At 67.2% G+C, this 16,858-nt stretch carries 18 protein-coding genes; 5 read left to right on the top strand and 13 right to left on the bottom strand.

Going from position 1 to position 16,858, the window contains the following annotated elements; all coding sequences use genetic code 11:
* Positions 1–14 precede the first annotated feature (14 nt).
* Genes FFI97_RS32515 through FFI97_RS32495 form a run of 5 tightly spaced genes read right to left on the bottom strand, consistent with a single transcriptional unit; the run spans position 15 to position 3,481 of the window.
* Positions 15–644, bottom strand: a complete 630-nt coding sequence (locus FFI97_RS32515) for a hypothetical protein (protein WP_139705085.1) — start codon at positions 642–644, stop codon at positions 15–17.
* Positions 641–1,837, bottom strand: coding sequence for a PilW family protein (locus FFI97_RS32510; protein WP_139705126.1), 1,197 nt, complete (start codon positions 1,835–1,837; stop codon positions 641–643). The genes FFI97_RS32515 and FFI97_RS32510 overlap by 4 nt, the downstream gene beginning before the upstream one ends.
* The gene (gene pilV / locus FFI97_RS32505; RefSeq protein WP_409574660.1) at positions 1,834–2,187 is read right to left on the bottom strand and encodes a type IV pilus modification protein PilV; all 354 of its coding nucleotides are present in this window, start codon (positions 2,185–2,187) and stop codon (positions 1,834–1,836) included. The genes FFI97_RS32510 and pilV overlap by 4 nt, the downstream gene beginning before the upstream one ends.
* Before the next feature lie 32 nt (positions 2,188–2,219).
* A complete protein-coding gene (locus FFI97_RS32500; protein ID WP_139705124.1) occupies positions 2,220–2,849 on the bottom strand; it encodes a prepilin-type N-terminal cleavage/methylation domain-containing protein in 630 nt (209 codons plus the stop codon).
* Complete coding sequence (locus FFI97_RS32495) at positions 2,849–3,481, bottom strand: type IV pilin protein (protein WP_313906337.1); 633 nt, start codon at positions 3,479–3,481, stop codon at positions 2,849–2,851. Before FFI97_RS32495 ends, FFI97_RS32500 begins: the two co-directional genes overlap by 1 nt.
* A 49-nt stretch (positions 3,482–3,530) precedes the next feature.
* Here FFI97_RS32495 and FFI97_RS32490 point away from each other — a divergent pair, with 49 nt between their 5' ends.
* Positions 3,531–5,234, top strand: a complete 1,704-nt coding sequence (locus tag FFI97_RS32490) for a PglL family O-oligosaccharyltransferase (protein WP_139705081.1) — start codon at positions 3,531–3,533, stop codon at positions 5,232–5,234.
* A 10-nt stretch (positions 5,235–5,244) separates the two neighbouring features.
* Here the strand turns inward: FFI97_RS32490 and moaC are convergent, their stop codons facing one another.
* Positions 5,245–5,733, bottom strand: coding sequence for a cyclic pyranopterin monophosphate synthase MoaC (moaC, locus tag FFI97_RS32485; protein ID WP_062475294.1), 489 nt, complete (start codon positions 5,731–5,733; stop codon positions 5,245–5,247).
* Between the two features lie 54 nt (positions 5,734–5,787).
* On the opposite strand from moaC, the gene FFI97_RS32480 reads away from it, so the two are divergent.
* On the top strand, positions 5,788–7,359 hold the full coding sequence (locus FFI97_RS32480; RefSeq protein WP_139705078.1) for a M48 family metalloprotease: 1,572 nt from the start codon (positions 5,788–5,790) through the stop codon (positions 7,357–7,359).
* A 21-nt stretch (positions 7,360–7,380) separates the two neighbouring features.
* Here the strand turns inward: FFI97_RS32480 and FFI97_RS32475 are convergent, their stop codons facing one another.
* The 3 genes from FFI97_RS32475 to FFI97_RS32465 all read right to left on the bottom strand — a co-directional run bounded on the left by FFI97_RS32475 (position 7,381) and on the right by FFI97_RS32465 (position 9,125).
* A complete protein-coding gene (locus FFI97_RS32475) occupies positions 7,381–7,737 on the bottom strand; it encodes a phage holin family protein (RefSeq protein ID WP_095747298.1) in 357 nt (118 codons plus the stop codon).
* Between the two features lie 102 nt (positions 7,738–7,839).
* A complete protein-coding gene (locus tag FFI97_RS32470) occupies positions 7,840–8,304 on the bottom strand; it encodes a hypothetical protein (RefSeq protein ID WP_070063278.1) in 465 nt (154 codons plus the stop codon).
* Positions 8,305–8,390: 86 nt separating this feature from the next.
* Complete coding sequence (locus FFI97_RS32465) at positions 8,391–9,125, bottom strand: TerC family protein (RefSeq protein ID WP_062475282.1); 735 nt, start codon at positions 9,123–9,125, stop codon at positions 8,391–8,393.
* Positions 9,126–9,632: 507 nt separating this feature from the next.
* Between FFI97_RS32465 and FFI97_RS32460 the strand changes: the two genes are divergently transcribed.
* Together FFI97_RS32460 and FFI97_RS32455 are read left to right on the top strand one after the other, a co-directional pair.
* Complete coding sequence (locus tag FFI97_RS32460) at positions 9,633–10,097, top strand: DUF3717 domain-containing protein (RefSeq protein ID WP_139705076.1); 465 nt, start codon at positions 9,633–9,635, stop codon at positions 10,095–10,097.
* 2 nt (positions 10,098–10,099) lie between these two features.
* On the top strand, positions 10,100–10,405 hold the full coding sequence (locus FFI97_RS32455; RefSeq protein ID WP_062475276.1) for a putative signal transducing protein: 306 nt from the start codon (positions 10,100–10,102) through the stop codon (positions 10,403–10,405).
* Positions 10,406–10,418: 13 nt separating this feature from the next.
* On the opposite strand, the gene FFI97_RS32450 is transcribed toward FFI97_RS32455, so the two are convergent.
* The 4 genes from FFI97_RS32450 to purB all read right to left on the bottom strand — a co-directional run bounded on the left by FFI97_RS32450 (position 10,419) and on the right by purB (position 15,868).
* Positions 10,419–10,979, bottom strand: a complete 561-nt coding sequence (locus FFI97_RS32450; protein WP_139705074.1) for a YaeQ family protein — start codon at positions 10,977–10,979, stop codon at positions 10,419–10,421.
* 34 nt (positions 10,980–11,013) lie between these two features.
* On the bottom strand, positions 11,014–13,164 hold the full coding sequence (locus FFI97_RS32445; protein ID WP_139705072.1) for a TonB-dependent receptor family protein: 2,151 nt from the start codon (positions 13,162–13,164) through the stop codon (positions 11,014–11,016).
* A gap of 56 nt (positions 13,165–13,220) precedes the next feature.
* Positions 13,221–14,345 (bottom strand): PepSY-associated TM helix domain-containing protein, encoded by a 1,125-nt coding sequence (locus FFI97_RS32440; RefSeq protein WP_139705070.1) that lies wholly within the window; start codon positions 14,343–14,345, stop codon positions 13,221–13,223.
* A 143-nt stretch (positions 14,346–14,488) separates the two neighbouring features.
* Positions 14,489–15,868, bottom strand: a complete 1,380-nt coding sequence (gene purB / locus FFI97_RS32435) for an adenylosuccinate lyase (RefSeq protein ID WP_095950454.1) — start codon at positions 15,866–15,868, stop codon at positions 14,489–14,491.
* A 119-nt stretch (positions 15,869–15,987) separates the two neighbouring features.
* Here purB and FFI97_RS32430 point away from each other — a divergent pair, with 119 nt between their 5' ends.
* A complete protein-coding gene (locus FFI97_RS32430; RefSeq protein WP_139705068.1) occupies positions 15,988–16,599 on the top strand; it encodes a glutathione S-transferase N-terminal domain-containing protein in 612 nt (203 codons plus the stop codon).
* Positions 16,600–16,858 lie beyond the last annotated feature (259 nt).

Genomic DNA, 16,858 nt, shown 5'->3' with positions numbered 1-16,858 from the left:
GGTCCCGGGGCTGGTTATTGTTCAGGCTTGGCGAAAGAGGCTTGCAGGAACACTTGCGTGTCGCGGGGGCCGGTTACGCGCATGCTCAAGCGATAGGTGGTCGAAGGAGGTGGCGGGAGGCGCGTTCCCATTTCCTGGCTGCTGCCTCCACGAACGTCATTCGCCGCGGGCGGAAAAACGCAACCCCCTGGGCCTTGCGTGCCGGGTGACGAGGCTGCATTGCACAGGCGGTCGATCACGTAGCGGATCTTGACCTTCGCGTCGGTGTTCTCGATGTCGTTGGAGGCCACGCCGACGGTATCGAACACTGAGTCGCTCAGCAGTGCAGTGGGCACACCCCGGTCATTGGTTGCGAGCGTCGTCGCACTGTAATTCGCCGATTTCAGATTGCTGTTGCGGGTGGCTGCCGCAGTCAATGCGCCACTGCCGCTGAATGTGTTCAACACCGTGGCGATGGCCTGTTCGCCTTGATTGACCAAGTCACGCTTGAAGGCAAGATTGCCCGCGCTGGCGAGCGAGGTGTTCATGGAGCGAATCACAGCCACGCCGCCTGCGAGCAGGATGACCAGCACGACCAGCGCGAAGAGCAAAACCACACCGCGTTGGCGTGAGCGGCGCGAGAACGATCGATTTCTCATCATCATGATGTAGGCAGCAGGAGCATGTTGCGAAGCGGCACGGTGAACTCCACCACGCGGTGGCGGAAATGCAGGCCGTCTCCGGAGATCGCGTACGACTCGTTGAGCGTGTCGGGCAGGTCGTCGAACAGCGTCAAGCTGCTTTTCGACACGACGTCCTTTTCGTAGTTGGTGCTTCTCAGCACCATGGCCACACGGACCGCCAGAATGCGGCGGACCTTGGCGGGCGTACTCATCATCTGTGTGATGTTGTAGGCCGCATCGTCGGGCGCCACCCAGGCATCGTTCGTTAGGTCGAAGTTGCCGTCTTCGTTCTTGTCGATGGCGTAGACCGCACGCAGTGCGACAACGCCATCGGCAATGCCCTGCTGTGCCTGTTCATCGCGTTTGGCTGCGGTGTCGCCTCCCGCGGTTTGCATGAGGTCGTAGCTCACCAGTGTTCGATCGGCGTTAACGCCGAACATCCGCAATTGCAGGTTGTCCGCGGACAGGTTGCCGATGGGCGTGAAGAAGGACGTGCCACCTGCGATGAGGGTGGCCAGACTGGTGTCCGCACCGCTCGTGGTGTAGTAAGTGCCGCCCAGCGGCAGGTTGTCGTTGCCGGATGAATCGGCGAACGCCGGATCGGCGTGCACTTGCTGGACAAGGCAGTCGTCGGTGCCGCTGCGGCTGAGCAGGCCGATGTCGCCTTCTCGCAGTCCGATGGTGTTGTCCAGTCGCAGCTTGTTGGACGCACTACCCGCAGAAAGCACCGGGCGTGCAATGTCGCCGGCCGACGAGTTGCCGCTCATGACCATCAGCACGTCGGAGCCCGAAGCGGGGCGGTAGATCAGCACGGGGGCGACGCGCACTGTCTGGGGAAAGCCCGCAAACGGCGCAGGAAATGCCGTGGTACGGGGTAAGACGGCAGTGCTGTCGTCGCGCTTGATATTCAGCCGACAGCCAAAGACGCCTAGGTCCCATGCCTGCGTGAAGCCCGAGCCCGCGCTGCGCAGCGCGCGGTCCAGCACATAGGCGACGTAGTTGCCTGATTGGTTGGCGTCGTTGACAGAAGTGGTGCTGCGCTTCTGGCTTTCGCCCACGATGACCATGCTGGTTACCGCCAGCGTGACCACCAAACCGATGGCCATGGCGACCAGAAGCTCAATCAGCGTGACGCCGCCGTTGCGCCGGCGACCATCCAAGTTCGCGCCCTTCATGGCAGCACCACCCGTGTCGTGAGTTGGCTCTTGGCACTGGCGCCGGGGGATTGCCACTTGATGGTCACGTCTGCTTGGCGTCCGGTCACCGAATACTCCCCCTCGCCGCCGGGAAGTCCGCTCTGGGTGGTCGCGGCTACCTTGGCCTTCCACGCGGTCACGACGTCTGCAGGCACCGTGGGCGCGCGGCGCAACCACATCTCGTTGACGAGCTCATTGGCCAGCAAGGCCGCGCGGTTGCGGTCTTCGGTGTCCATCGACAGCTGGATGGCACGGGACTGCAAGCCGACGAGGCCCAAGATGCCGACCGAAAAAATGAGAACGGCCATCAACACTTCGATCAGGGCCACGCCCCGTTGATGTTTCGAGTAGCGAGGCATGGTCATGCGGGACACCCGTCAGGATTGGCATCGGACATCGTCTTCTTGGGGTCGCACATGCGCACCTGCCCGCCGAGTGTCACGAGAACGCGCAAGGGGCGGTCGGCGCCTTCGAGCGCGATGTCGTAGGCGGGCGGTGTTGCGATGTCGACGCTGCAGCTCTCCCCGCCCGTCAGGGTCGTGAGCGCGGTGCTGGCGTTGGCCACCATTCGACCGACGGAGTTGAAGCACACGGCCGCAGGGCCGGTGATCGTCACGCCAGCACCAACGTCGGTCAGGACACCCGAGGAAACGAACGCGCTGCTTTCGCCGGCAATCGAGGGCAGGGCGCGAACCGTCCAATGGTTGCCGTCAGCCTTTGCCGTGAATGCAGGGCTGGCGGAGGTGGATTTGCTGTCGGTCAACGCGAAGACGACTTGGCGGCTGCGTCGAAGCGACTCGCTCTGTGCTTCGCGCAGGCCATTCTGAAGCGCCTCACCGACGGCCCGCACTTTGCTGTTGCGTACCCACTCCATCATCGACGGCGCGGCCAGCATCATGAGAATGGCCAGCAAGGTCACGGTGACTAGGAGTTCGATCAACGTGAAGCCTAGGTTCCCATGCTGATCGGCGCTCCGTCCGCTTGTGTGCATCAGCATTGTCCCTTTCTCAACACCCAGGCGGAGGCACAGGTATTCCAGCCCGAAACGCCCGTGATGGTCGTCGAGCGGCTGTCCGCTTGGTCGATTCTGTAGACGAAGCCGCTGGTGCTGCCGCTGCCAGTGGCCTCGAGCACATAGGTGGTAGCGGTGGGCGTGCCGGTCTTGCAGGCCAGCGTGAAGGTGCCGGCCTTTCGCTTGGATGCATCCACCGCGCAGGGCGCGGTGACAGCGGTGGCGCCGGTGCCGACGGTTTCGTAGGTCCGGTTGTCCTGAAAGTGGCGCTCCATATTGGCGCGCATGGTCGCTAGGCCATTGGTGGCGTCCACGATCTGGCCGCGCAATACGTATTCGCGATAGCTTGGAATGGCAATGGCCGCCAGGATGCCGATGATGGCTATGGTGATCATCACTTCGATGAGCGTGAAACCGGAGGCGCGACGCAGGTGGGAGGATGTCGATTGCAAAGTCGTACCTTTCGGAAAGAGGGCCCCGTTCCGGCGCCTTGCTCGGATGCACGAGCGAATAGATTTGGAAACAATTGGTGAAGAATTGTCTTTATTTGTTGGCGATTGAGAATTCCGCCCGTCCTCGACGGCCTGCCGCTTGTCGGGTCCAGCGGTCATCGATGCGGCGAGCCGAGGTGCGTTTGGCGGCCAAGGACGGGCGCGTCCAATGACCTTCGCCGCGGCCTCTGTCCCATCTCCTTCGCGCGATCACGCGAGTCGGATCCTTGGTGCGTGTCTGGTGGCATTCCCGTTCTTGTGCCCGTTCGTCGCAGGTCCCTCTGCCGGCGCTTGGCAACTGTTCGCCTCCGGCCTGTGTGCTGCGCTGTTCTTGTTCTTGTCTCCGGCTTGCGGCTCGATGTCCCGGGGGTTGATGGCTTGGCTGGGCTTGTGCGTCGCCGCCGTCGCGTTGTCGGGCCCAGGCGCCGTGGATGCCAGGTTGCTGGCCTGCGCCGTGCTGGCGGCCATCGGGGTGTCAGCCTTGACGGGGGCTGCTCTGGTTCGAATGCCCCTCGCCCGGGAGGCGCTGGCCTGGGGCGTGCTGGCTGCCGCGGTCATCAACGCCGTTCTCGGCCTGCTCCAGTACTTCGACCTTGCCGAGACGCTCCTTCCTTGGGTCACCTCCCCGACGGCGGGCCGAGCCTGGGGGACCTTGCGTCAGCGCAACCAATTTGCCACGCTGATCAGCCTCGGGCTTGTGGCCGCGCTGTGGCTCCATGCGGCTCGCAAATCGCGGCGCGAGCCAGTGCTGGTAAGCGGTGTCGGCGTGCTCCTTCTGGTTGCGACGGCTGCTTCGGGCTCGCGCACCGGTCTGCTGCAAATCGTGCTGATTGCTGGCGGGGCCAGCCTTGTGGCGTGGCGGCAGCGCCGTACGGAGCGCCAGTCTGGAACGTTCAGCTTGCCGCATCCTCTCGCGCTGTTGTCCATGCTCCCGCTCTACTTCGCCGCGAACTGGTTGCTGCCCCGGTTGGCAGCCAGCGGGAGCGCGAACGTCCTTGCTTCAGCTGGCGCCCTGGTCCAGCGTCTGGAACCCGCTGCTCTCGGGGGTGACAGCCGCGTGACGCTGTGGCGTAACGTGCTTTCGCTCATCAGCGAGCGCCCCCTCACCGGCTGGGGCTGGGGCGAACTCAGCTTCGCGCACTTCGCCACGCTGTACAACGGCCCGCGTTTCCCCGTGATCCTCGACAACGCCCACAACCTGCCGCTGCACCTCGCGGTCGAGCTGGGCATTCCGGCGGCGCTGCTCATCTGCGGCGGCTTTCTGTGGATAGTGGGTGCGGCGAAGCCGTGGCGCGAGCGCGATCCCTTGCGGCTGATGGCCTGGGGCCTGCTCGGCGTCATCCTCGTGCACAGCCTGCTCGAGTACCCGCTCTGGTACGGCCCGTTCCAGCTGGTGTTCGGCCTGTGCCTCGGCATCCTGTGGCCGGCGTCGCCCAAGCGCCCGGAAGCGAGCGGCAGAAAGCGCGCCGCATTCGCAGCCGCCGCGGCCTGGGTCGTCGTCATCGGCTACGCCGCCTGGGACTACACCCGCATCAGCCAGATCTACCTGCCGCGCGAGGCCCGCATGCCGGCCTATCGCGACGACACGCTCGCCAAGCTCCAGGGCTCCTGGCTGTTCTCACGCCAAGTGGATTTCGCCGAGGTGACGCTGACAGCCGTCACGCCGGCGAATGCCGCGCACATGCACGAACTGGCCGGGCGCGTGCTGCATTTTTCGCCCGAGCCGCGCGTCATCGTGAAGTTGATCGAAAGCGCCGAGTTGCTGGGCCGCGATGCCGAGGCGCATGCGTGGGCCGAGCGCTTCCGGGTGGCGTTCCCGGCCGCGTTCGCCCGCTGGCTGGACAACCGCCCGGACGACGCGCCCGAGCTGTAGCCGCTGGATTTCAGCCCGCAGTCGCGACGTAGCTGCCCGACTTCCCGCCGTGCTTCTCCAGCACATGCACGTCGGTGATCCGCATCCCGCGGTCCACGGCCTTGCACATGTCGTAGATGGTGAGCAGCGCGACCTGCACGGCGGTCAGGGCTTCCATTTCCACGCCGGTCGGGCCGACGGTCTCGACGGTCGCGGTGCAGGCCACCTGCGGCGCCTGGCCGCCCTCGGCGAGCGCGAAGGCCACGGCCACGCGGGTCAGCGCCAGCGGGTGGCACAGCGGGATCAGGTCGCTGGTCTTCTTGGCCGCCTGGATGCCGGCGATGCGCGCGATGCCCAGCACGTCGCCCTTCTTGGCGGTGCCCGATTCGATCAGCGCCAGCGTCGCGGGCTGCATCTCGATGCGGCCGGTGGCCACGGCCACGCGGTGGGTGGCGGGCTTGGCCGCCACGTCGACCATGTGGGCCTGGCCCTGGGCGTCAAAATGGGTGAGGGTGCTCATCGGTGAACGTTCGTTTTGAAGATGCATCATACGAGCCCGAGCCACAGACGAGGAATGCCGCGCTTGACTCCCTCTCCCCACAAGAAAACCCGCCCGACGCCCCTCCGGCATGCGGTGTGCGCTACCTTTTTGATAGCTTCCCAGGTGCTGCTGCCGGCCCCCGCGCTGGCGCAGGTGCAGCAGATCCTGCCGGGCCTCGGTGACGGCGGCGAGATGACGGCCAGCGCCGAGCGCCGGCTGGGCGACCAGATCGTGCGCGAGCTGTACCGCGACACCGACTACATCGACGACCCGGTGATCGCCGCCTACGTGCAGGACATCTGGCAGCGGCTGCTGGCCGCCGCGCGCTCGCGCGGCGAGCTCACGCCCGAGCTCGACGAGCGTTTCGCCTGGACCATCCTGCTGGGGCGCGACCGCAACATCAACGCCTTCGCGCTGCCGGGCGGCTACCTCGGGCTGAACCTGGGGCTGCTGGCCGCGGTCGGCAGCCGCGACGAGCTGGCGACGGTGCTCGGGCACGAGCTGTCGCACGTCACGCAGCGCCACATCTCGCGCATCATGAGCAAGCAGGGCAAGCAGATGCCCCTGATGATCGCCGGCCTGATCCTCGGGATGATCGCCGCCAGCAAGAGCCGCAACGCCGACGCCGGCCAGGCGGTGATCATGGGCAGCCAGGCGCTGTTCATGCAGAACCAGCTGAGCTTCTCGCGCGACATGGAGCGCGAGGCCGACCGCATCGGCTTCGGCGTGATGACGCAGGCGGGCTTTGCGCCGCAGGGTGCTGCGGCGATGTTCGAGAAGCTGCAGTACGCCTCGCGCCTGAACGACAACGGCTCGTACCCCTACCTGCGCAGCCACCCGCTGACGACCGAGCGCATCTCGGACATGCAGGGCCGGTTCCAGTTCCGCGCCGAAGCGGCGCCGCCGGTGGTGCCGCTGGTCATGGACCACGCCATGGTCGCCTCGCGCGCCCGCGTGCTCACGCGCCCGGGCGTCGACGTGCTGCGGCTGTGGGTCAATGCGGCGTCGAGCGGCGAGTTCGCGGGCAGTTCACCCGCCCAGCAGGCGGGCACGCTCTACGCGGCGGCGATGGCGGCCAAGGAGCTGCGCGATTTCAAGGCGGCGCGCGCGCTGGCCGAGCGGCTCGTGGCCCGCACGGCCGACGATGCGGCCGCGAGCAAGCAGGCGCGCTGGCTGCAGGCCGAGATCGAACTCGCGGCCGGCGGCGCTTCTCGCGCGGCGGCACTGCTCGACGCCAAGTCGAAGGAGCGGCCCGAGATGATCCTCGCAGCCGAAGCGGCGATCGCCCAGCGCCAGCCTGCGCCGATGGTGCCCGTGCTGCGCGACTGGGTGGTCGTCCATCCGCGCGATGCCACGGCCTGGCGCACGCTGGCCAATTTGTACGGGGCGCAGAACGACACGCTGCGCGCCATTCGTGCCGATGCCGAGGCCAACGTGGCGATCCTCGACTACCCGGCGGCGCGCGACCGCTTCAAGGCGGCACAGGAGCTGGTCCGCAAGTCGGGTGCGCCCATCGACCACTACGAGGCATCGATCATCGACACGCGCGCACGCGCCGTCGACGTGCTGGTCAAGCAGCAGGCCGAGGAGCCGCCGCTGAAGTAGTGAAGCGACGAGGGGCGGCGCTCAGCGCCGGGAGGACAGCAGCCCGCCCAGCGCGCTCTCGATGAGCAGCCCGAGCAGCGAGTAGATCAGCGAGCCCAGCAGCGCGGCGAGGAAGCCGTTCACATGGAAGCCGCCGAGCAGGCCCGATGCGGCCCAGAACAGCAGGGCGTTGATCACGAACAGGAACAGCCCGAGCGTGACGATGGTGACCGGCAGCGTCAGGATCACCAGCACGGGCCGCACGACCATGTTGAGCAGGCCGATCACGGCGGCCGCGAGCAGCGCCGAACCGAAACTCTGGACCTGGACGCCGCTGTAGAGGTAGGCGACCGCGAGCAGCGCGACGGCGCTGAGCAGCCATTTGAGGAGGATGCGCATGCGTCGCAGGATACCCCACGGACCTGCACAAAAGAACAAGCCCCGCTGCGTTGCCGCAGCGGGGCTTGTGTCGGTTCGGAGGGCGTGCGGCCTTGATCAGGCTTACTCGGCCAGCTCGTTGGCCAGCACCAGCAGCGCGCCCATGCCCATCACGGCGCCGGGAAAGGCCCAGCCCGATTGCTTGGCCGGGGTCTGGTCGGGCGTGACCGGTTCCAGGTCGACGCCGATCTTCGGGCGGCGCGCATCGACCACGTGGGTGGCCGCGTGCTCGCGCTTGAGTTGCTGCGTCAGGTCGGTCAGCGGGCCCTTGGCCAGCACCGCCGTCACCTGGCCGCCGTTGCGTTCGAGCAGCGGCAGCATCTGCGCCTGCACCTTGCTGAACCACTTGGCGCGCCAGTTCTCGCGCGCGCTGTGGCTCACCCACTTGCTGATCCGGTGTGTCATGCGCGGCGCGCAGGCCACGAGCACCCAATGGCGCGCCACGACGTTGTCGGCATCCGGCGCCAGTTCGGCGAACTGCTCGCTGGCATAGACGGCGTCGTCGACGTAAAGAATGATCTTTTCCATGAGTGCTCTCCTTTGATAGTTAGAGTGACAGAGACCGGATTGATGCAAGAAGTTTCAGTGCGGGGCGTTTATCGTTCAACGAACGCTCAGTGGGCCGGGGTGGCGGGGGCCGGCTTGCGCGAAGCCACCCACTTGCCGATCGCCAGCACCAGCAGCGCACCGATGATGCCGGCGGCGTACTTGATGGTGTCGGTCTGCGGCACCTTCGGCACCCAGGTCCAGTTGGCGGGGTTCGCCAGGGCCGGGTCGGACACGGCCATCGTGCCGGCGATCCAGCCCAGCAGCATGCCGCCCAACGTGATGATCATCGGGAAGCGGTCCATCAGCTTGATGACCAGCTGGCTGCCCCAGACGATGATCGGGATGCTCACGAGCAGACCGAAGATCACCAGCGGCATCTGGTGGCCGTCGCCCGCGCCTTGTGCGGCACCGGCGATGGCGATCACGTTGTCCACGCTCATGACCAGGTCGGCCACGATCACGGTCTTCACGGCGCCCCAGAGGCGGTCGCTGCCGGCGATGTTGCCGTGCGCGTCGTCATGGTCGGGGGCCAGCAGTTTCACGCCGATCCACAGCAGCAGGATCGCGCCCACCAGCTTCAGGAACGGAATCGCGAGCAGCGTGAGCGCGAAGAAGATCAGGATCACGCGCAGCACGATGGCGCCGGCGGTACCCCACAGGATGCCCTGGGTGCGTTGCGCGGGCGGCAGCTTGCGACAGGCCAGCGCGATGACGACGGCGTTGTCGCCGCCCAAAAGAATGTCGATCATGATGATCTGACCGACCGCGACCCAGAATTCCGGGGCCATGAACTGTTCCATAGATTCCTCTTTGTCTTGGCGCCACGCCCGCAGCTCCCTGATGGGGACCACGACGGGCAGCGGCATGCCGATGCGTTTCGATTCACCCTGCGCGGGTGCGGTCGAAAGCGGGGGAGCGAAGGCCGGGTGACACCGGGGACTTGCGAACGCTTCGACCAAACCTGCGCAGGTTCAAATCGAAGGTCTCGCTCGACAACAGCAAGCGCGCCGACCTGCGTCCGCGCGTGTGTCGCCCGACAGGCCGGAAGTGTTGTGCTTCGTATTGACGACCTGACGATTCACGCTGCCCGGGGACAGCGATCGGGAGCTACTCCCCTTCGTGGGCGGGATTAGAGCATTGAAGACCGCGCCGAGGCAACCAAAAGTTTTCTTTACATTTAAGGGCAAAGGTCCGGAGGGGCGCATGCAGCGGGCACTTGATGCTCCATTTTTGGGAGCGCCTATGGCCCTAGGAAGGAGCGGGACATTGCGGGACTATGATCGCCGCTCGCTGTTTTTTCACTCTCCATGGCCGCCATCCACATCACCGACATCGAGGCCGCCATCAACCACTGGCGCGAGAAGTCTCCCTCGCCCGACGGCATCACGCTGGCGCCCGAGCTGCGCGCGCTGGCCGAGGTCTACGCGCTCATGGTCTTCCACCACGAAGACGAGGTCGACGAGGTCGGCTTTCCCGCCAAGGCCTGGGCCGCGTGGCTCGACTGGTACCACAGCACGCCCGACACGCCCTGCATCGCGATCTGCTCGACCAGCCAGGGCGACGACGAGTGCAAGGGCTGCGGACGCACCTTCGACGAGGTGCAGTACTGGCCGGCCATGACGCCGGTCGAAAAGCGCGTCACTTGGCGCCGCATCACCATGGAAGACTCGGCCTGGCGCTTCAACCGCTATGCCGAGCGCGCACGCGAAGCCGAGCCGACCGCTGCAGAGACCGAGTTCGACCCGGACGACGAGAAGAACTGGGCCCCCTGACCATGCGCCGCCTCGCGCAAGCCCCCAACCTCGCGATCGCGACCGTGTGGGCGCACGCCTTGCGCGAGGAGGGCGTGGCCGCGACGGTGCAGCGCGAATTCCTCGGCGCGGTCATGGGCCAGCTGCCGCCCGACCAGTGCCTGCCCGAGATCTGGATCGACGACGAATCGCAGTACGAGCTCGCGAAGCGCCTGCTGCACGAACTGCAGAACCGCCCGCAACGCAGCTGGCTGTGCGTGTGCGGCGAGCAGGTCGAAGGCGGTTTCGAGCAGTGCTGGCAGTGCGGCGAGATGATGCCGGCGGCCTAGCCGCCCGGGCGCATTACTTCCAGCGCAGCAGCTCGACGTCGATGCTGTGGGTGCCGTCACCCAGCGTCAGCGTGCTTTCCTGGATCGTCGCCTGCAGCTGCATGCTGCGCTGCGCCAGCCTGGCGAGCGCCTGCGAGGCCTCGGTCGGCACGCGGTAGACCTTCAGGTTCTGCGGGCGCGTGAGCTTGCTCTCGATGCCGCGCCACCAGATCTCGGCCGCGTGGTTGAAGCAGTAGACGATCACCTCGTCCGCCTTGCCGCAGGCCTTGATGATGGGCTTGTCTTCCGGCTGGCCGACCTCGATCCAGATCTTGGTCTGGCCCGTGAAGTCGCGCAGCCACACGTCGGGCTCCTCGACGTTCGACAGGCCCGCGCCGAAGGCCAGCGTGCCGTCGCCATTGCAGATGTCCTGCAGCTGGTGCGCGTTGAGCGCGAGCGCGACCAGCCGGATCATCATCCGCTCGTCGGTCTCGCTGGGGTGGCGCGCCAGGGTCAGCGCATGGTCGGCGTAGTAGCCGTGGTCGATGTCGGCCACCGCGAGGGTGGCCTTGAAGATGGTGGATTTGAGAGCCATGGGTGCGCGAGTGTATGCGCGCGCCCCTCCGGCCTCAGAACGCCAGCGACGCCTGCAGGTACAGCGTGCGCGGCTGGCCCACGTACTTGCCGCCGTTGTTGTCGACCGAACGGTTGTAGTAGCGGCGGTCGAACAGGTTCTTCACGCCCACGGCCAGCTTCAGGTGGCTCAGCGAGGGGCCGAAGTCGTAGGCCGCGCGCAGGTTCACCGTGCCGTAGCCCGGGATGTCGCCCAGCCGCCCGCTCGGGTCTTCCACGGTGATGTACTTCGCGCCGTCGTCCGGCGAGCCCGGCGAACGCTGCTTGGATTGCGCGTAGAGGTCGGCGTTGAGCGTCCACGGCCCGCGCTCGTAGCGCGCGCCGAGCGTCGCGACATGGCGCGAGTAGAAGGGCAGGTCGCGCCCCGCGAACGCGCCGGCCTTCGAGGTGGCCTGCGTGTACGTATAGGTGCCCGACACCGACAGCCCCTTGAGCGCGTCGCTCAGGCTGCCCAGGTCGTAGCGCAGCGCCGACTCCAGCCCGCGGTGGCGCGTGGCGCCCAGGTCGGTCCACTGGCCGACGTCGCCGGTGATGGAGCGCGCCAGTTGCAGCTCCTTGTCGAAGTTGATGTTGAACAGCGTCAGCTCGCCGCTCCACGATTCGCCCTTGTACTTGGTGCCGATCTCGTAGGTCTTGGCCTTTTCGGGGTGCAGGCTGGTGGTCGACTGCGCGAGCTGGGCGTACTGCTGCGGCCCGAACGACACGCCGGCATTGGCGAACAGCGTCCAGCGCTCGCTCATGCGGTAGAGCACCGACAGCGTGGGCAGCACCTCGTTGGAATCGATCTTCGGGTAGATCGCGTTGGTGATGCGGTTGTTGGCCACCGTGAACACGTCGTTGTGCGAGCGGAAGGACTCGTAGCGCACGCCGGGCGTGACCGTCCAGTTGCCGAAGTCGATGCGGTCGTCGATGTAGAACGCGTGCGCGGTCGTGCCGCCCTTGCTGGTCTGGTACGCGGGCTGCGCGAGCGCGTAGGCGTCGAAGCTCGGCGCCGGCCGGTAGTAGCTGCTGCGCGTGGCCACCTCGGAGGCCTCTTCCTTCAGGTAGCGCGCGCCGATGCTGATCTCCTGCACCACGCTGCCCGAGTCGATCAGGCGCGAGTAGCGCGGCTCGAAGGCGTAGGTCTTGTAGTTGCGCGGCGCGGTGGTCAGGCGGCGCCGGTTGGCGTTGGCGCCCGTGCCTTCCTGCTCGAGGTAGCTGCTGCGGTACGAGTCCGTGTAGTAGGTCAGCATCTCGAACTTGTTCACGCCGTCGTTGTGCGTGTACTTGAGCGAGCCGTCGGTGCGGCGGCCCGTGAACTCGTCGTAGGGGCGGTCCGACTGGAACGGGTTGGCCGCGAACTGCGCCGTCGTCAGGCCGCCGGGCATGCGCCCCTTGCCTTCGAAGTGGTGCAGCGAGATCGCGATGTCGTCGGTCTTCGAGATTCGGTAGGCGCCCTTGAGCATCAGGTCGTCGATGCGGGTCTTGTCGTTGCTCTGGCGAAAGCCGTCCCCGTGCGTACCCGAATAAAGCAGTGCCAGCCCCAGGCCGTTCTCGTTGGTGCCGCCGATGAACAGGCTGGGCGTGCTCTTGGTGCCGCCGCCGTGGCCGGCGCTCTCCACGCCCACGCCGATTTCGCCTGCGAACTGCTTGGGGATCGAGCGCGTCACGAAGTTGATGATGCCGCCCACGTTCTGGGGGCCGTAGCGCACCGAGCCCGCGCCGCGCACCACGTCGACGGCCTCGAGGCTGCCCAGCGACACCGGGGCCAGCGACAGCTGCGGCTGGCCGTAGGGCGCGTAGGCCAGCGGCACGCCGTCCAGCAGCACGGTCGAGCGCGGCGACAGCCGCGAGGTCAGGCCGCGCACGCCCACGTTGAGCGAGATGTCGCTGCCGCCGGTGCCGTTGCTCTCCTGCACCTGCACGCCGGGCACCTGGCGCAGCACGTCGCGCACGCTGACCGAGCCGCTTTCCTGGATCTGCTGGCGCTCGACGATGCTGCGCGCGCCGGCGTGCTCGAGCACCTTGGTCTCGGTGGGCGTGCCGAGCCAGTCGCCGGTGACGGTGATGGCCTCGAGCGACTTCGACGGCTCGGCGTCGGCCGCGAAGCTGTGCAGGCTCAGGGGCAGCAGGGCCAGGGCGATGGCGGTCTTTTTGTGCGGGAACAAGGGGAGTCCTCCTCGATGTATTTGTGATGGATGAAGGGATGGGATGTGTGTGTCGTTCAGGGCGCCGTGCCGCGCGACAGCGCCTGGCTGCGGGCGGCCGCAGCCACGGCGCGCCGGCGCCACCAGAGCCACACGCCGCTCAGGCCGAGGCCGGTCAGCGCCAGGCCCAGCAGCGCGGTGACCGCCTGGTGCACCACGCCGCCGAGCACGCCGGTGTGCAGCGGATAGATCACGGCCACCGCGCCGTTGCCGGTGTCCATGTCCTGCCAGCGGCGCACGCCGAGCAGCTCGCCCGTGACCGGATGCACCCACACCGAGCCGATGCCGTTCGGGTGCGGGTCGTCGGCGAGCCGGAAGCGCACGCGCAGCGGCCGGTCCGCGCGGCCGGGCACCTGCACGTAGCCGATGGGCTGGCCGGGGAACACGGCCTGCGCGCGGGCGACGAGGTCGTCGAGCGGCAGGCGAGGGCCGGTGGAAGTGCCCTTGGGCACGACGGGTGCCTTGACAGGCGTCTGTCCGAGCGCGGTCGAGATGAAGCCGCCCAGCGGTCGCCAGGCCATGTAGGCGCCGGTGAAGACCGACACCGCGATCAGCAGTCCGAGCACGGCGCCGCCCGTGCGGTGCAGGTCGAACAGCCCGCGCAGCAGGCCGCGGTCCAGCACGATGCGCAGCGAGGGCGGCCAGCGCGCCGGCCACCACAGCACCACGCCGGTGACCAGCAGGAACAGGTACGCCAGCGCGGCGATGGCGAGGATGCCCTTGCCCGTGTCTTCCAGCAGCAGGCTGCTGTGCAGCTCGAACAGCAGGTTGTAGGCGCCTTCGTGCGTGCCGCGGCGGCCCTGTTCGGCGCCGGTGGCGGGGTCGAGGTAGAGCGTGCCGTCCCACGGGCCGCGCACCAGCACCCAGAGCGTGTCGCCGGGCTGGCGCGGCGGGCGCAGCGTGAGGTTGGTGTCGGGGCCGAACTCGGCGAGCAGGCGCTGGCGCAGGGGCTCCAGCGGCGCGGGGGCCGCACTGCTGTTGCTGTGCGCGACGAAGAGCTCAGGATGCGCCGCGCGGTCGAGCGGCAGCGCCACCACCAGCACGGCGCCCAGCAGCGCCGTGAGGGCGAGCAGCGGCCCGAGCGTGAGGCCGATCCATCGGTGGAGCGTGAGCCAGAGGCGTCTCAGTGGGGCGCGCCGCATGAACAACGGGGACGTCGAGGCGTCCCGTCAGGGTTGTCGGCTGGCGTGCCCCAAACGGGGCACGTTGGCTGGGAGGTATCGATGGGCGAACGAGGCGCACCGGCCGTGGGCGGCACGGGCCGGCGGATCGTCGCGGGGGAAGCCTAAATTCTACGGGCCAGCTCGGCGGCCTTGCCGGTGTAGCTGGCCGGCGTCATGGCCAGGAGGCGGGTTTTTTCCTCTTCAGGAATGGCCAGCGAGCGGATCAGCCCGTGCAGCGCCTCGGCCGTCACGGTCTTGCCGCGCGTGACTTCCTTGAGCTGTTCGTAGGCGCCCTGCACGCCGAAGCGGCGCATCACGGTCTGGATCGGCTCGGCCAGCACTTCCCACGAGGCCTCGAGGTCGTCGGCCAGCGCTTCCTGGTTGATCTCGAGCTTGCCCAGGCCGGTGGCCAGGCTCGCGTAGGCCAGCGTGGCGTAGCCGAAGGCCACGCCGATGTTGCGCAGCACCGTGCTGTCGGTCAGGTCGCGCTGCCAGCGGCTGATGGGCAGCTTCTCGCTCAGGTGGCGCAGCACCGCGTTGGCCAGGCCCAGGTTGCCCTCGGCGTTCTCGAAGTCGATCGGGTTGACCTTGTGCGGCATGGTCGACGAGCCGATCTCGCCCTTCTTCAGGCGCTGCTTGAAGTAGCCCAGGCTCACGTAGCCCCAGATGTCGCGCGAGAAGTCGACCAGGATCGTGTTGACGCGCGCCACGGCGTCGAACAGTTCGGCCATGTAGTCGTGCGGCTCGATCTGGATGCTGTACGGCTGGAAGCTCAGGCCCAGGCCCAGCGGCGCGGGCGTCTCGACGACCTTGCGGCTGAAGGCTTCCCAGTCGAACTCGGGCCAGGCGGCCAGGTGGGCGTTGTAGTTGCCGACCGCGCCGTTCATCTTGCCCAGCAGCTGCACGGCGGCGATTTGTGCGCGGGCCTTGGTCAGGCGCACCGCCACGTTGGCGATTTCCTTGCCGACGGTGGTCGGGCTGGCGGTCTGGCCGTGGGTGCGCGAGAGCATCGACACGTCGGCGAACTGGTGCGCCATTTCGCGCAGCTTGGCGATCAGGCCGTCGATGGCCGGCAGCACCACGGTGTCGCGCGCGGCCTGGATCTGCAGGGCGTGGCTGGTGTTGTTGATGTCTTCGCTGGTGCAGGCGAAATGCACGAACTCGGCGGCGGCCAGCAGCTCCGGCCGGGCTTCGAACTTCGACTTGATCCAGTATTCGACGGCCTTCACGTCGTGGTTGGTGGTCTTCTCGATGTCCTTGATGGCCAGGGCGTCGGCCTCGGAGAAGTGCGACACCAGCCCCATCAGGTACTTGCGGGCGCCGCCCGTGAGGGGCTTGAACTCGGCAAAGCCGCAGTCGGACAGCGCGATGAACCAGGCCACCTCCACCTGCACGCGACGGTGCATATAGCCCTGTTCGCTCATCAGCGGGCGCAAGGCCGCGAGTTTGGCCGCATAGCGGCCGTCAAGGGGGGAGAGGGCGGAGACGGTGGAAAAGCTCATGCCCGAATTTTAGGCGGCCGCCGGGTGGCCGCGCCGCGGGGGAATTCGGGCGCCGTCTTTTTCCCTTCACCTAAAATGCCTGCGAACAAACGTTAACAAGCGATGGGGAGAGAGCCTTCATGAAACTGATCGGATCCGCCGCCAGCCCGTATGTGCGCAAGGTGCGCGTGGTGCTGGCCGAAAAGCGGCTCGACTACCAGTTCGTGATCGAAGACGTCTGGTCCGCAGACACCACGATCGCCCATTCGAACCCGCTGGGCAAGGTGCCGTGCCTGATCATGGAAGGCGGCGAGGCGATGTTCGACTCGCGCGTCATCGTCGAATACATCGACACCCTGTCGCCCGTGGGCAAGCTCATTCCGCAGCAAAGCCGCGAGCGCGCCGAGGTCAAGACCTGGGAAGCGCTGGCCGACGGCGTCATGGACGCCGGCGTGCTCTGGCGCCTCGAAGCCACCTGGACCGGCCGCGCCGACGGCGAGCGCAGCGCCGCCTGGATCGAGCGCCAGCGCGCCAAGGTCCACGCCGGCGTGGCCGCCATGGCCAAGGGCCTGGGCGACAAGCCCTTCTGCAGCGGCATCCACCTGAGCCTGTCCGACATCGCGGTCGGCTGCGCGCTGGGCTGGCTGGGGCTGCGTTTTCCCGAGATCGACTGGCGCGGCGACCACGCCAACCTGGCCAAGTTGTACGACAAGCTCATGCTGCGGCCGAGCTTCATCGACACCCAGCCCTGAAACGACAAAGCGCCCCGCGGGGCGCTTTTTTCTTGGGGCCGTTCGGGCCACCGCGTACAGGAAGGCCGAGGGGGGCGCTGCGTCATCGCGGGCCCCGCTTTCGGCGGGAAGACAAAAATGCTGCGAGGCGCCCCGACACGAAGGAGGGAGGGAGGAGGAGAAGAATCGCCTCGGGATTTCAACCGGACGGCAGGCGCCCGGAAGACCTCGCAACATGAAAACCTGTGGGCCTTGGCCGCCCACGCTCAAGTATGAGCGC

Origin of the sequence: Variovorax sp. KBS0712 (assembly GCF_006323185.2) — a bacterium.
GTDB lineage: Bacteria > Pseudomonadota > Gammaproteobacteria > Burkholderiales > Burkholderiaceae_C > Variovorax > Variovorax boronicumulans.
This window is presented reverse-complemented; position numbering and strand designations above follow the sequence as displayed.

What these genes read in the sequence shown, in the direction of transcription:
- FFI97_RS32515 (WP_139705085.1), bottom strand. Translation starts at nt 644, where the DNA reads ATGATGATGAGAAATCGATCGTTCTCGCGCCGCTCACGCCAACGCGGT.
- FFI97_RS32510 (WP_139705126.1), bottom strand. Translation starts at nt 1,837, where the DNA reads ATGAAGGGCGCGAACTTGGATGGTCGCCGGCGCAACGGCGGCGTCACG.
- FFI97_RS32500 (WP_139705124.1), bottom strand. Translation starts at nt 2,849, where the DNA reads ATGCACACAAGCGGACGGAGCGCCGATCAGCATGGGAACCTAGGCTTC.
- FFI97_RS32495 (WP_313906337.1), bottom strand. Translation starts at nt 3,481, where the DNA reads ATGACCGCTGGACCCGACAAGCGGCAGGCCGTCGAGGACGGGCGGAAT.
- FFI97_RS32490 (WP_139705081.1), top strand. Translation starts at nt 3,531, where the DNA reads ATGACCTTCGCCGCGGCCTCTGTCCCATCTCCTTCGCGCGATCACGCG.
- moaC (WP_062475294.1), bottom strand. Translation starts at nt 5,733, where the DNA reads ATGAGCACCCTCACCCATTTTGACGCCCAGGGCCAGGCCCACATGGTC.
- FFI97_RS32480 (WP_139705078.1), top strand. Translation starts at nt 5,788, where the DNA reads ATGCCGCGCTTGACTCCCTCTCCCCACAAGAAAACCCGCCCGACGCCC.
- FFI97_RS32475 (WP_095747298.1), bottom strand. Translation starts at nt 7,737, where the DNA reads ATGCGCATCCTCCTCAAATGGCTGCTCAGCGCCGTCGCGCTGCTCGCG.
- FFI97_RS32470 (WP_070063278.1), bottom strand. Translation starts at nt 8,304, where the DNA reads ATGGAAAAGATCATTCTTTACGTCGACGACGCCGTCTATGCCAGCGAG.
- FFI97_RS32465 (WP_062475282.1), bottom strand. Translation starts at nt 9,125, where the DNA reads ATGGAACAGTTCATGGCCCCGGAATTCTGGGTCGCGGTCGGTCAGATC.
- FFI97_RS32460 (WP_139705076.1), top strand. Translation starts at nt 9,633, where the DNA reads ATGGCCGCCATCCACATCACCGACATCGAGGCCGCCATCAACCACTGG.
- FFI97_RS32455 (WP_062475276.1), top strand. Translation starts at nt 10,100, where the DNA reads ATGCGCCGCCTCGCGCAAGCCCCCAACCTCGCGATCGCGACCGTGTGG.
- FFI97_RS32450 (WP_139705074.1), bottom strand. Translation starts at nt 10,979, where the DNA reads ATGGCTCTCAAATCCACCATCTTCAAGGCCACCCTCGCGGTGGCCGAC.
- FFI97_RS32440 (WP_139705070.1), bottom strand. Translation starts at nt 14,345, where the DNA reads ATGCGGCGCGCCCCACTGAGACGCCTCTGGCTCACGCTCCACCGATGG.
- purB (WP_095950454.1), bottom strand. Translation starts at nt 15,868, where the DNA reads ATGAGCTTTTCCACCGTCTCCGCCCTCTCCCCCCTTGACGGCCGCTAT.
- FFI97_RS32430 (WP_139705068.1), top strand. Translation starts at nt 15,988, where the DNA reads ATGAAACTGATCGGATCCGCCGCCAGCCCGTATGTGCGCAAGGTGCGC.